Below are 12,367 nucleotides of genomic sequence, written 5' to 3' on the forward strand. Positions count from 1 at the left end.
GCGAAAACGCCCTGCAACTCATCGAGAGTCGCAGGGCGTTTTTCTTACACCCGGCGGATAGCCGCCAACGGGTCCGCGTACAGCGCGCTCAGCGAAGTAACCACCGCGGCGAATTCCTGTACCTTCCCGCCGAATCCGCTGATCCGAATATCGGTAGCGGCCAGCTGGGTGCTCTGCGAGAACGCCCGAGCCACATGTCCCAGCGCGGGCCGATACCCGGTAAAAGCCTGGCCGCCCAGCACAACTCGGTCCGGGTTCAGCATGTCCCGAACCAGTGCGACCGTCTGCCCGAGCATCGTCGCCCGCTCGGCGAGCAATTCCCGCGCCGACTCGGACCCGGACTCAGCCGCCCGATACAGATCGTTGATCGTCGTCCCGGCGGTCCCGTTGTGCGCCGGAATGATTCCGCGACCGACGGCCCGAGCTTGCAGCGCTCGATCACCGACGGTCACTTCCAAGCACCCACGCCGCCCGCACGTGCACTGCACATCGGAACCCGTCGGCAGATGCGCGATCGACCCAGGGCCATTGCTCGGCGTATGGACCCGACCGTCGAGAGTGACGGCGATGCCCGCGGTCTCACGAACATAGAAGTAGAGGCTGCTGCCGTGCTGAGCAGCGGGAAGTTCGGTATCGGGCTCGGGGCGGCGCGCATCGAAGGTCGGCAGCAGCAGCTCCGAAGCCGCCATCGCCTCGACGTGCGGTGCCACGGAAACCGGCAGCTCGAGCACATCACCGAGCACCTGCCCGATCGGCGCGCCCTTCCATTCCAGCTTCGGGTGGTCGACCACACCGCTCTGCGGATCCACCCGCCCACCGATGGCGACACCCGCCCACAGCGGCGTCCGCCGATGCCACCGCTGCAGGAACGCCTTGGCACTGCGAGCGACGGTGGTGACCGCGAATTCCTGCCCGGTCTGCGGTGTGGCGATGGCGAGCCCACCGAGAATCCGCCCACGCAGATCGGCGGCGACGATTTTCGTTGCCTCGGCACCGATATGGATGCCGAGCGTGAGGTAGGCGTCATGATCGATCTCGAACGGCACCCGCGGCCTGCCGACAGCACCCGCGGCGGTCAGATCGGGCCGCTCACGCAGCAGACCCGCCGAAAGCAGCGACGCCACTTGCCGATTCACGGTGGCGATACTCAAGCCCGTTGCCCGCGCGGCGTTGTCACGCGAGACCGGACCCGATGCCGCGGTTCGCAGCACCGCGGCGGCGGGGTTGTCGCTACGCCGCAGCTCCGGCGGCACAACGGGGCGGGAAACACGAGGACGACCTGCGCCCGTCCGGGAGACGGGGCGATCGATGATGGGAGCAGACATATGAAGTTCCTTGCTGAAATCCCGTTGTCCCAACGGGATTGCCTACACGTATGACGTGGCAGCCAGGGAGCCGGAAAGACTCAGCCGCAGGAGCAGGAACGACACAGTTCACGCGTCAACGGCAACCGCAGACCCAGAGCGGCGGTCACATAGGTGACTCGCTGGGCGGTGAGATGGTTGCCGGACATAACAATCAAGTTAACACCGAATCCAGACCCATCCAAGCCGAACCGGCGAATTGTGCGATGCGGCACACCATCACCGCAGGTCAGCGTTGTGCCAAAGCAGCGCAATACAGCGATACAGCAGAACCCCCTGCCGGAACCGAAGTTCCCGCAGAGGGTTCGAACGTCAACTGCTCTTACTTGGCCGGAGCAGGCGCGTTGAAGGGCTGGTTGATCGTGGTGAAGTACTGGATCGCAGCACCGATCGCGACCGGAGCGGTCACGAGGATCTGGCCCGCGATGACGCCGAGCGCACCGAAAGTGGTGGCGCCGACGAGGCAGCCGCCGATGCCGCCGGGGACCGAGCCGACCAGGAAGCCGAGCAGACCACCGGCAACCGCGCCCGAGGCAGCACCCGCGACGCAACCGACGGCCGCGCCACCGAGTCCACCGACCAAGGTACCGATGGCGGCACCGAGCGAGATGGTGGAGGTCAGACGGCTCCAGGCAGCCTGCTCACGCTCGTATTCCGTCTTCCACGGTGCCTTGTCCTCATAGGGCAGCGCGACCGGCTTGTACACGGCCTTGGCCGGATCCAGCTGCGGCGTCAGCGTCGCGGTATTGCCCGAGATCTCCGCGGCGATCGGCAGCTCGAACTCGTCGAGGCGGAACGCCAGCGGGGTGCCCGCGACGACGGTGCCGTTGGCGGCCTTGATCTTGAAGACGCCGTCTTCCGCGACCAGCGAGCCGGCGTCGGTGGTGATGACGGCTTTCGACTCGTCGACGACCTCGGCGGTGTAGTTGATCGGGGCGGCGGCCTCTTCGGCCGGCGCGGCATTCACCGTCCCCGCCGTGACACCGGTGGCCACGGTCAACAGCGCCGCGACCACGGCGAATTTCCTCATCTTCATAAAACTGCCAATCCCTCATCTGTCGTGGAGCTGTTCGCGTTGCCAGCTTCGAGCAGATCCATCGCTGTGACGAGGGAAAAAAGCAGCTAGATCTTAACTAAGAATTCATTTCGCGACCTTAGCCGCCGCCTTGGCCTGCTTCTTGAATTCCCTTACCTCCGACAATGTTTCGGCATCCACGACATCCGCCACCGAGCGTCGCGACCCATCGTCGCCATAGGATCCGGCCGCTTTTCGCCAGCCGTCCGGCTGCACGCCGCGTTGTTTTCCGAGCAGCGCGAGGAAGATCTTCGCCTTCTGCGCCCCGAACCCCGGCAGGTCCTGCAACCGGCGCAGCACCTCCTTGCCATCTGGGTCGCCCGCGGTCCAGATCTGCGCTGGTAAACCGTCGTAATGCTCGATCACATACTGGGCGAGTGCCTGCGCCCGCCTCGCCATCGACCGCCCGTAGCGGTGAATCGCGGGCGGGGTCGCCGCGAGTTCCTCGAATTCGGCCGGATCGGCTTCGGCGATGCGGTGCAGATCGAATCCGCCCATGCGCTCAGCGAGTTTGCGCGGCCCGCGAAACGCGTGCTCCATCGGGTACTGCTGGTCGAGCAGCATCCCCAGCAGTAGTGCGAAATCGTCGGTGCTGAGCAGTTCGTCGGCCTCGGATTCCTGCGCGAGGCACAGCGTGCGAGTCATACATTCATCGTGACACATTTCACCAGTAGCCTCTGAGTCCATGCTCATGAGGACTGCTCCCACTCTGGCGGTGCGTATGACCGATTACACCCCACGACCGGCCCGCTTCGACCAAGCGGCCCGGGATCAGCTGATCGACGCCCACGATCTGGACGTCGCCCAACCCGGAATGCGCGCGCTCGGCGCCTGGAGTCATGCCGCGCTGGCGCTGCAGCCCGGCGAGAGCGCTCTCGATGTCGGGTCGGGGACCGGATCGGAGGTGTTCACCTTCGCCGAGGAGCTCGGGCCCGGTGGCACCGCGGTCGGCGTCGAGCCGGATCCGCATCTGCTGGCCTCGGCGCAGCGTCGCGCGGTCGAGTCCGGGTCGAGCGCGGCGTTCGTCTCCGGCGATGCCTACGGCCTGCCGTTCGGCACCGGCACCTTCGACGCGGTGCTGTGTGAGCGGGTGTTCCAGCACCTCACCGCACCCGCACGGGCGGCGGCCGAGATCGCCAGGGTGCTGCGGCCCGGTGGGCGCGCGGTGGTGGTGGACTGCGATTGGGCGACGGCGATCGTCCATCCTGGCGACCCGCGGGTGGTGAGCGCGGTGATCGACACCCTGATCTCCTCGACCACCAACCCGCTGTCGGGTCGCCGGCTCGCCGGACTGCTCAGCGGCACCGGGCTGGTGATCGACGAGATCGGCTCGCACGCACTGGTCCAGGACCGCACGGTCGGCGCGGGCGCCCTGGTGCGCCGGATCGCGGACCTGACCGTCCTGCGCGGGGTGATCACCCCGGCCGACCGCGACCAGCTCCTCGCCGACCTACAGACCGGCGCCGACCGAGGCGACATCCACATCTCCGTCACCCTGTTCGGCGCCCTGGTCCACAAACCAACTTGAGGCCTGCCCCGCGGACACCTTTCTTGGTAGCCCCACACCTATGTGTCCGTACCAAGGGCGGGGCCCGCCCTGATCTGGACTGACCGGAGGGCGCGACGAAGGAGTACCCGGAGGGAGGGAAGATCAGGGGCCCGAAGGGCCACGCCTCGAGCGCGCCAGCGCTCCGATAATTCAGCCCTTCAGGAGCTTTTCCGTGGCGGCGAGGAGCACGCAGGTCGCGAGTCCGTCCATCGCCTTCTCCAGTTCCGGCAGCTGCGGGAAACTGGGGGCGATGCGGATGTTCTTGTCCTCGGGATCCTTGCTGTACGGGAAGGCCGAGCCCGCGGCGGTGAGCGCGATGCCCGCCTCCTTGGCCAGGGCGATCACCCGGGACGCGGTGCCGTCGAGCACGTCGAGGCTGATGAAGTAGCCGCCCTTGGGCTCGGTCCACGACGCCACCTTCGAGGCGCCGAGGCGGTCTTCCAGGATGCGGCGCACGAGCGCGAACTTGGGTTCGAGCAGCGCGCGATGCTTCTGCATGTGCTCACGCACACCCTCGGCGTCGGTGAAGAAGCGCAGGTGGCGCAGCTGGTTGAGCTTGTCGGGACCGATGCTCTTCTTCGAGGCGTGCGACAGGTACCAGTCGATATTGGCCTGCGACGATCCGAAGAAGCTCACGCCCGCGCCGGCGAAGGTGATCTTGGAGGTCGACGCGAACACCAGCGGACGGTTCGGGTTGCCCGCCGCCGCGGCCAGACCGAGTACGTCGATGACCGGCGCCGCGATGTCGGTGAGCGGGTGCACCGCGTAGGCGTTGTCCCAGAACAGGCGGAAGTCCGGCGCCGCGGCGGGCATCGAAACCAGTTCGCGGACAATCTCTTCGGAGTAGACGACGCCGGTGGGATTGGAGTAGTTCGGCACCGCCCACAGGCCCTTGATCTGCGGATCGTCGGCCAGCAGCGTCGCGATGGCGTGGGTGTCGGGGCCGTCGTGGCGCATCGGGATGGTGATCATCTCGATGCCGAGTGCCTCGGTGATGGCGAAGTGGCGGTCGTACCCGGGCGCCGGACACAGCCACTTGATCGGCTCGTCGTCGACCCAGCGACGTGGCGAGTCGGGGGTGCCGTAGAGCATCGAGAACACGATGAGGTCGTGCATGATCTCGAGGCTTGCGTTGTTGCCCGCCAGCAGTCGCTCGACGGGGATGCCGAGTAGTTCGCCGAAGATCGCGCGTAGTTCCGGCAGGCCGGTGAGGCCGCCGTAGTTGCGGCAGTCGGTTCCCGAGCTGTCGCGGAAGTCGCCGTCGCCGGGTAAGGAGAGCAGCGACGAGGACAGGTCGAGTTGTTCCGGCGACGGCTTACCTCGGGTGAGATCCAGCGTGAGCTTCTCAGTTTTGAGCGTCGCGTAGTTCGCGGTCTGGGACTCGTGCTCGGACACGAGTTCCTCGTGGCTCATCAAACCGATCTGCGTTTGCCGGGGCATCCTGGGCAGCCTTTCGAAGCAGCAAGGGGAGTGCACGCTGTGCGTGCTGACACCCGCAACGTTACCCGGAGGTTGCTCGGAATCGGCGGGGTATCCGGGCCCGGATCAGGCTCGCACGCTGCGAAGGTGCGTAGGCCGATCAGTCGGAGGAGGGTCCCCTGAAACTAAAGGGGACCCCGCGCACCCGGCAGAGCCCGTTGACCCTTGCTGCCTTCCGGCCCTGGGGGAGTTCACAGGATGCTCGCCGCGCGGGATCCGTCGGCCAGTGTAGCGGTTGTTCTCACTACTAGCGATTCCGGTCTTCGAACAGCAGGTCGGCGGCACGGGTGAGTACCTCGACGCGAGTGCGGCCGTCGTGGTCGGCTGCCAGGAAGTGGCTGCCGATGGTGGCGCAGAAGGCGAGCAGGCTCCTGGCTTCCACCTCATCGGGATCTTCGCAGAACACGCCGATTGTCTCGCGCAGCAATGCCATTCGCGCGTTGTCGACGCGGCGCAGGCGTTCGGCGACGTCGTCGTCGCGGCGGGCCCAGTCGCGGATCGCGAGGTCGATCGGGAGCAGCCGATTGCTGGAGAACGTGAGCAGCCCGGCCACCCGCGCCTTGGTCTTGGGGTCGAGGCCCGCGTGCTCGACGCGCTCGAGCACCTGGTCGGTCGCCTCGCTCTCCCACACGTCGAGCATCGCGGTGAGCAGTGCGTCGCGGTCGGCGAAGTAGCCGTAGAACCCACCTTTTGTCACGCCGATGCGTTTGGCCAGCGCCTCGATCCGGACGGCGTCGACGCCCGAGGACGCCAGCACGGCCAGCCCTTCCTCGACCCATCTGACCCGGGGAGTTCGCGCGGTACCCACGACGTGTTCCACCTCATATCCATCCAGCGACGACCACACCCGACCAGTCGATACTCGAGTGTACGCAGCCGTATAACCACCGCGCCGACGGTGACGCTGGCTACGATCTATCCGATATCGGCAGCGGGGGGTTCGGTGTTCCCCAAGACTGGAGAGGGGGGCCCGATCGTGACCGGCCCGAATCAGCAACCACCCGGCGACGGCGTGCCGCCGTCCGACCCCACCGTCGCGTGGTGGGAACGACCAGGCGAAGGCGCAGTTCAGAACCCCGCGCAAGCCGACCCGACGGTGCTGCGCGGCAATATCGGCGCGCCCGGCCCCTACACCGCACCGCCGACGCCTTATCAAAGCGGCGCGAACCCCCAGCCCTATACCGCGCCGCCCGGGCCGTACCAGAGCGGCGCGAACCCACAACCGTTCGCGCAACCTCAGCAGTTCGCGCAGCCGCAGCAGTTCGCGCATCCGCAAGCGGGCGCCTATCAGGCGCCGCGCCCGCAGTGGGGCGCACCGCCGCGGCCGCCTTCCTCTGGCAACAAGGCGGTGTGGTGGATCGTCGGTGGCGCCATCGTCGCGGTGGGCGTTCTCGTGATCGGGCTGATCGCGTTCACGGCTAACAAGGTCGAGGACAACCCCTTCGGACCCGATCCGGAGAAATGGGCGGGCAGCTACGTCTACAAAGACGGCAAGAACGCCTGCGACCTGGTCGATCTCACCGTGCTGAACCAGTGGTCGTCCACGCGCGAGACCACCACCCACACCGAGCGCGGACCGTCGGAGTACATCGGTGGCGGCTCCTACGACTGCGATGCCAATAACAAGGAGTCGGGTCGCAACGCCAACGCCGCGAGCTTGGGGCTCGAGGTCGAGTTCAAGACCGAGAGCGAGACCGAGTCCGACTATGCGCGCTGGAAGGGCTACGACACCAAGACCACCGGCAAGGACTACGACCAGGGAGCGGTGAGCGGTCTCGGCACGGAGGCGTACTACGCCACCGAGCAGCACATCTACGGCTCCATCCCGAGCGACTACTCCGTCGTGGTGGCCGCGCACGACAGCAACATCTCGGTGAAGGTGGAGATCGAGGTGTCGACAACGCGCACCGCCGACAAGGCCGCCATGCGCACCGCCGCCGAGGCGCAGGTCCGCAAGGTACTTGCGGCTTTGAAGAAGTAGCAGGTCAGAACCGGTCGCATGGGCCCGGTTTGGCATCGACCCCCTGCGACCCGCTATGCTGCTCCACGGAGGATTCGCCTAGTGGCCTATGGCGCTCGCCTGGAACGCGGGTTGGGTTAACGCCCTCAGGGGTTCAAATCCCCTATCCTCCGCAACAGCAGGGCCCTGATCGGTTCGCCGGTCGGGGCCCTGTTCGTTTAATCGGTGGATCTGTCAGTGGGCTTCCGTAGAGTGAGCCCCGATGGTGCGGGAGACCCCCACCACACCCACAGCCGTCGTCGCCGCCCCAACATCAATGTGCGTGCCGACACAGTGCGGAGCATGATGACGCTGCGCAGTGGGTACCCCAGCCTTCGCGCCGGTCCGTCTTCGGACCGCGCCGGTCGATGCCGCGAGCGGTCTCGATCGCACAGAAATCAGAAAGTACAAGAACGAAGTGAATACATCACCAGAAACGAGCATCGGGCGCGACGCGTCCGGGCCGATCCGGCTGATGCTGCGTGACCGCACAGCCACCACGGGGCCGATCGACGGCGCCTGGTGGCCGCGAACCGACCAGCCGATGACCGAGTTGCACCAGTTGGTGACCGCGGTCGGACCGCGGATCGGCAAGCTGGCGCGGCTCGGATTCGACTGGACCACCAGCGAATCCGGTGACAGCACAGCCTCCAACGAACAGGCCGCGCGCATCATGCACGTGGTCGGCAGCAACGGCGCCGCGCTCGCGCTGCTGGTCATCCCCTCGGCCACCGAGGCACCCGCGGCCCGCAGCCAGATGCGCTGGGCGGCAGGCAAACCGCGTGTCCAGGACCCGGCGCCCGCCGAGACGGCGGCCGACGGGCCACGCACCCTCGTGCAGATCTAGGCCCGCACGCTCGTCGGAGTTCATCGGTCGCTGGTGTAGGTCGGATCGAAGTCGCGCGGCGCACCGCGGCGACTCAGCAAGCGGTCGAACCATTCACCCAGGATGACGCCCGCGGCCAGCGCGCAGCCGACACCGAACGCAGCGAGGATCTGCCCGAACCCGAGCAGCGTTTCGTCCTCGAGCAGGGCATACAGCCCGCGATACACCTTCAGACCCGGCAGCAGCGGGGTGATACCGGCCGCCGCGACGACCAGGGGTGGCGTGAGCGCGCGACGCGCCATCAGACCACCGGCGAGACCGATCAGGATGGCCGCCAGCCCCGACGACACCACCGGCCCGAAGCCGATGTCCTGCGCGCCGAGGAAGGCCATCGTGCCGCCCGCACCGCTGAGCCCGGCCGCGAACAGCGCCCGCCGCTCGGCGTAACAGGCCAGCGCGAAGGCGATCGCCGCGACCGCACCGGCCGCCAGTTTGATCGCCAGATACTCGGTGTCGCGGCCCGCACTCGCCGCGATCTCCGGCACCGCGATGCCCATCATCGTCGAAATCCGCAGGGCGAGACCGATGCCCGCGACGATGCCGCCGGTCATCATCACCACTTCGAGCATGCGGGCAGCCGCGGTGATCGGCGCGCCGGTGATGGCGTCCTGCACCGAACCCACCAACTGCTGACCCGACAGCAGCACCGTGATGCCCGCGGCGACGATCAGCGCCGCATCGGATCTCCAGTGATCACTGATCGAGGCGAGCGCGATGGCCGGGATGGTGGCGATGACACCACCGATCATGTGCTGGAAGAACATCGGTAGCCCGAGCTGATGCAGGAACCGGTTCACCACATCGATCACCGCGGTGGTCGCGAAACTGATCGCGGCCAGGACGAACCCACCACCGAGTAGCACCGCGATCGCCGCCGCCAGCAGCGACCAGCCCGCCGTCGACACCCAGCGCGGGTAGGGGTGTCGCGAGGAGATCAGCTCGTCGAGGGCGGCGTGCGCCTGGTCGACGGGGACGATCTGGCTGCGGATGCGGCGCGTGAGCCGGTCGACCGCGGCCAACCGCGTGAAGTCGAGCGAACGGTATTTCACGACGCGCATATCGCTGGCCGGTGGCAGGCTGGGCCCGCGATCGGCCCAGATGCGGATCGCGTCGAAGGTGACATCGATATCGCAGCTGTTCAGTCCGTAGGTCGAGGCGATGAAGCGGACCTGCGCGGAGGTGTCACCGACACCGGTGCCCGCGGACAGCACCACCTCACCCACCCGCACCGCGAGGTCGAGTACCTGCGACACCTCGGCGTCGTCGCCGAGGTCGATCGGTTGCAGCGGGGTCGGCGCGGCGACGATGTTGTCGGCGGTGGCCCGCTGCGACGGCAACACGAACGGCCTGCGCAATCGCCACCATCGATGGCGCAGACCTGGGCGCTCGAGAACAGTGGCGCCGTCGCCTTCCGCCAAGGGGTCCGCACTCATACCTCGACGGTAACGGCGATCGCAGGACCTTCGCCTTCTCGCAATCAGTTCGTCAACGTGTCGGGTCCGGATTCGGCCGGCGAGGAGCGCGTGGCGAGGTTCCAGGTCGAGCCGTAGGGTCAGATGTCGTCGATCAATCCGGTGCTGTAAGCCGTCGCTGCCAGGTGCTGGAGACAGCGCGGACCGCATCCGTTGTGCTGAGTCAGCACGAAACGGGCCTGCTGGAGCGAAGAAATGGAAGAATCGGCCACACAGTCGGCATGTGCGGCGCGCCAGTGCTCTTCGTGACGGAGGGTGGCCGCCCGCGATGGCGGCGGGTCTGGTGCGGATGTGTCCAGCAGGGTGTGACGGGAGGGGCAGGCAATGGAGGCGATGACTGTATGAACACCGGGACGGGGAAGGTGATCCAGGAGCGGCGCAGGCTGCTCGGGCTCTCGCAGCCCGCGCTGGCCACCGCGATCGGGGTGAGCTCGCGCCAGATCACCAGGTACGAGTCCGAGGAGCAGTCGCCGACGCTGCCGGTCGCGGTCCGGTTGGCCGACGCGTTGCAGGTCTCGCTGGCGGAGCTGGCCGGCATCGTGGACAACCGCGTCGACCTGGCGGGTCACTGGTGGGCAGCCTGGCAGAAACCGGCGAACCACCCGGACGAGGTCGAGGTAGCGGCGGTGACCATCCGGCACGAGGGCGACCATCTGATGCTCGACTCGGCCGCTGAATCGCCTGCGCCCGAGTCGGATCCGGGCACTCAGGTGCGTGGCGAGATGCGCGTATGGGAGGGCGAGGCGCTCACCGGCTGGGTGCGCGGTATGGATATCGCGTTCCCGGTGGGCACCATCTACTACTCGCTCCATCCCCAGGGTGCTCACGCCGTCGGCTCGTGGACGACGAAGGCGGGCCCCGACGGTCTGGTGCGCGGCTGGAGCGTCCTCGCACGGGAGAAGTCCGATGCCGAAAAGCTGCTGGCGGAAATGCTGCGCACCGACGGCAGTGTCGAGTCGTGGCCCGGCCCCTCGCGCTCGGCCTGAAGCCGCCGCCGGATCTCGGCGACGCTCGGGCGCCCGTGGTCTTCGGGCGGCAGCAGTAGTAGGTAGCGGCTCAGCGCCCCGAACACGAACAGCCCCACAGCAATCCACAGAAAGATCTCCATCGGTTCCCCTCCGAACGAGTCAGTGCTTGCACGAGTGGCGCGGTATTGTGGTCACCAAGCCGCCACGAAAAGTATGGTCGCCGTCAAGACCTTTTGGACAGCAAAAAGCGTCTACAAACGTCTACAGTTCTCTACGATGAGTCCATGTCCAGTCGGGGCGAGCAGGGGAACGGCATCGTCGGAGCTCGGTTGCGGCGACTGCGGGAAGAGGCGGGATTGTCGCTGGCCGCGTTGGCCACGCGCGTTCCCTACAGCAGGGCGGCGCTCGGCCACTACGAAACCGGCACGCGAGCAGCCTCTTTCGAGGTGATCGCCTGGTACGAGCGGGTGCACGCGCAATCGACGCCCGCGCTAGCCGTCGCTCGTCGACGTGATCCGCGGGCCGCCGATGCGGCGCTCGCGACGGCGATCGCCGCGGCACACCGAAAGGGCCCGCTCATCGAGATCGGGCGACCGCACCAGGGCGACAGCGGAACCGGGTACTTCTGCCCGTTCCGGATCGACGGTGTGATCGAGGGCGAAGCCGCTGGAACAGATCCGGCGACGGCGTTGCACTCGGCACTGCTGGCGGTGGGTGCCGAGCTGAACCGGGCGGGAAACAGCACCGGCCCCGGCCGAATTCGGTGAAACCGGGCGCGGATCAGCGGTGCGCGGCGACCACCGCGTCGAGTGACTCGGCGAGCAGTTGCAGGTAGCGGTCGGGATCGGGCACGACCCGCGGATCGGAATGCACTGACAGTGTGATGGTTTCGCCGATTCCGTGGACGCCGTGGGTCAGGTGCATGACACTGCCGAGGGCAGGGAAACCGCCGGTGAACAGGACCGGAGCCCCTGCGAAGGCGAGGTCAGCCGGACCGCGGTAGACGCTGGAGACAACGGTGTTGCCGTCGAGCGTCGCTGGAACGTTGTCCAGGTCGGCACGGTCGACATCGCGTACCGCCAGGACAGCGGGGACCACCTCACCGACTCGATCCTGTGCGGAAAGCAGCGGATTCAGCGCTCGTTCGCGCCGGGCGGCGAGTTCATCGGCGATGAGATTCGCGCGAATGCGCAGGTCGGGTTCGTTGACATGCAGGTCGATGGACAGTCCGCGGTAGTTGTTGCGCGCCGGGCTCGGCGCCGGAAGTGCCATCGGCAGGGCCGTCCCCAGCCGTTCCGGCCGCTCGCCGCACTCGGCGAGGTAGTCGGCCAGCGCACGCGAAATCGCCGTCAATGCAACAACAGTGACGGTTTTGCCCGGAATGCGGAGGTCGTCCACATCGACGACCAGCATTCGCACCGTGTGGTCGACGACAGCGGCGGCCGGGTTCAGCGCGCACGGTGCGAATCCGGTTGCGGGGGCCGGGGGCAGACCCCCGCGCCGCGGGGGGCGCCGAAAAGCGCGAGGCCGGCGTGGGGGCCCCCCCCCCCCCGCCCGGGGGGGGGGGTGGCGCGG

The 12,367-nt window shown here is 67.4% G+C and carries 12 protein-coding genes, 1 tRNA gene and 1 other RNA gene; 6 read left to right on the forward strand and 8 right to left on the reverse strand.

The window, feature by feature from the left end:
* Positions 1-44: 44 nt before the first annotated feature.
* The 3 genes from ACFWPX_RS31900 to ACFWPX_RS31910 form a co-directional block, all read right to left on the reverse strand.
* Positions 45-1,325, reverse strand: coding sequence for an ROK family transcriptional regulator (locus ACFWPX_RS31900; RefSeq protein WP_101464856.1), 1,281 nt, complete (start codon positions 1,323-1,325; stop codon positions 45-47).
* A gap of 361 nt (positions 1,326-1,686) precedes the next feature.
* The gene (locus ACFWPX_RS31905; protein ID WP_378931718.1) at positions 1,687-2,400 is read right to left on the reverse strand and encodes a hypothetical protein; all 714 of its coding nucleotides are present in this window, start codon (positions 2,398-2,400) and stop codon (positions 1,687-1,689) included.
* 105 nt (positions 2,401-2,505) lie between these two features.
* Entirely contained in the window at positions 2,506-3,084 is a 579-nt protein-coding gene (locus ACFWPX_RS31910; protein ID WP_378931720.1) for an HhH-GPD-type base excision DNA repair protein, read from the reverse strand.
* 76 nt (positions 3,085-3,160) lie between these two features.
* Between ACFWPX_RS31910 and ACFWPX_RS31915 the strand changes: the two genes are divergently transcribed.
* Entirely contained in the window at positions 3,161-3,967 is an 807-nt protein-coding gene (locus ACFWPX_RS31915; RefSeq protein WP_378931722.1) for a methyltransferase domain-containing protein, read from the forward strand.
* Between the two features lie 171 nt (positions 3,968-4,138).
* Here ACFWPX_RS31915 and ACFWPX_RS31920 read toward each other — a convergent pair whose 3' ends face one another.
* The 3 genes from ACFWPX_RS31920 to ACFWPX_RS31930 form a co-directional block, all read right to left on the reverse strand.
* The gene (locus ACFWPX_RS31920) at positions 4,139-5,428 is read right to left on the reverse strand and encodes an aminotransferase class I/II-fold pyridoxal phosphate-dependent enzyme (RefSeq protein ID WP_378931724.1); all 1,290 of its coding nucleotides are present in this window, start codon (positions 5,426-5,428) and stop codon (positions 4,139-4,141) included.
* 165 nt (positions 5,429-5,593) lie between these two features.
* Positions 5,594-5,688: signal recognition particle sRNA small type (gene ffs, locus ACFWPX_RS31925), an RNA gene on the reverse strand.
* A 26-nt stretch (positions 5,689-5,714) separates the two neighbouring features.
* Positions 5,715-6,287, reverse strand: coding sequence for a TetR/AcrR family transcriptional regulator (locus ACFWPX_RS31930; protein WP_378915197.1), 573 nt, complete (start codon positions 6,285-6,287; stop codon positions 5,715-5,717).
* Between the two features lie 156 nt (positions 6,288-6,443).
* On the opposite strand from ACFWPX_RS31930, the gene ACFWPX_RS31935 reads away from it, so the two are divergent.
* From ACFWPX_RS31935 to ACFWPX_RS31945, 3 genes are all read left to right on the forward strand, one after another.
* On the forward strand, positions 6,444-7,448 hold the full coding sequence (locus ACFWPX_RS31935) for a hypothetical protein (RefSeq protein WP_378915195.1): 1,005 nt from the start codon (positions 6,444-6,446) through the stop codon (positions 7,446-7,448).
* Between the two features lie 67 nt (positions 7,449-7,515).
* Positions 7,516-7,600 (forward strand) — tRNA-Ser (locus ACFWPX_RS31940).
* 284 nt (positions 7,601-7,884) lie between these two features.
* Positions 7,885-8,313 (forward strand): DUF5994 family protein, encoded by a 429-nt coding sequence (locus ACFWPX_RS31945; protein WP_378931726.1) that lies wholly within the window; start codon positions 7,885-7,887, stop codon positions 8,311-8,313.
* Between the two features lie 20 nt (positions 8,314-8,333).
* Here the strand turns inward: ACFWPX_RS31945 and ACFWPX_RS31950 are convergent, their stop codons facing one another.
* Positions 8,334-9,785 carry a threonine/serine exporter ThrE family protein gene (locus ACFWPX_RS31950; RefSeq protein WP_378915191.1) on the reverse strand — a complete coding sequence of 484 codons (1,452 nt, stop codon included), beginning with the start codon at positions 9,783-9,785 and terminating at the stop codon, positions 8,334-8,336.
* 380 nt (positions 9,786-10,165) lie between these two features.
* Here ACFWPX_RS31950 and ACFWPX_RS31955 point away from each other — a divergent pair, with 380 nt between their 5' ends.
* On the forward strand, positions 10,166-10,810 hold the full coding sequence (locus ACFWPX_RS31955; RefSeq protein WP_378915189.1) for a helix-turn-helix domain-containing protein: 645 nt from the start codon (positions 10,166-10,168) through the stop codon (positions 10,808-10,810).
* 266 nt (positions 10,811-11,076) lie between these two features.
* Positions 11,077-11,559 (forward strand): helix-turn-helix domain-containing protein, encoded by a 483-nt coding sequence (locus ACFWPX_RS31960; protein WP_378931728.1) that lies wholly within the window; start codon positions 11,077-11,079, stop codon positions 11,557-11,559.
* A gap of 13 nt (positions 11,560-11,572) precedes the next feature.
* Here ACFWPX_RS31960 and ACFWPX_RS31965 read toward each other — a convergent pair whose 3' ends face one another.
* On the reverse strand, positions 11,573-12,205 hold the full coding sequence (locus ACFWPX_RS31965; RefSeq protein WP_378931730.1) for a WS/DGAT domain-containing protein: 633 nt from the start codon (positions 12,203-12,205) through the stop codon (positions 11,573-11,575).
* Positions 12,206-12,367 lie beyond the last annotated feature (162 nt).

Source organism: Nocardia sp. NPDC058518, assembly GCF_042719655.1.
In the GTDB taxonomy this organism is placed as follows: domain Bacteria; phylum Actinomycetota; class Actinomycetes; order Mycobacteriales; family Mycobacteriaceae; genus Nocardia.

Excerpts from the sequence above, each read along its gene's own strand:
- ACFWPX_RS31900 (WP_101464856.1), bottom strand. The coding sequence starts at position 1,325 with ATGTCTGCTCCCATCATCGATCGCCCCGTCTCCCGGACGGGCGCAGGT.
- ACFWPX_RS31905 (WP_378931718.1), bottom strand. The coding sequence starts at position 2,400 with ATGAAGATGAGGAAATTCGCCGTGGTCGCGGCGCTGTTGACCGTGGCC.
- ACFWPX_RS31910 (WP_378931720.1), bottom strand. The coding sequence starts at position 3,084 with ATGACTCGCACGCTGTGCCTCGCGCAGGAATCCGAGGCCGACGAACTG.
- ACFWPX_RS31915 (WP_378931722.1), top strand. The coding sequence starts at position 3,161 with ATGACCGATTACACCCCACGACCGGCCCGCTTCGACCAAGCGGCCCGG.
- ACFWPX_RS31920 (WP_378931724.1), bottom strand. The coding sequence starts at position 5,428 with ATGCCCCGGCAAACGCAGATCGGTTTGATGAGCCACGAGGAACTCGTG.
- ACFWPX_RS31950 (WP_378915191.1), bottom strand. The coding sequence starts at position 9,785 with ATGAGTGCGGACCCCTTGGCGGAAGGCGACGGCGCCACTGTTCTCGAG.
- ACFWPX_RS31955 (WP_378915189.1), top strand. The coding sequence starts at position 10,166 with ATGAACACCGGGACGGGGAAGGTGATCCAGGAGCGGCGCAGGCTGCTC.
- ACFWPX_RS31960 (WP_378931728.1), top strand. The coding sequence starts at position 11,077 with ATGTCCAGTCGGGGCGAGCAGGGGAACGGCATCGTCGGAGCTCGGTTG.
- ACFWPX_RS31965 (WP_378931730.1), bottom strand. The coding sequence starts at position 12,205 with ATGCTGGTCGTCGATGTGGACGACCTCCGCATTCCGGGCAAAACCGTC.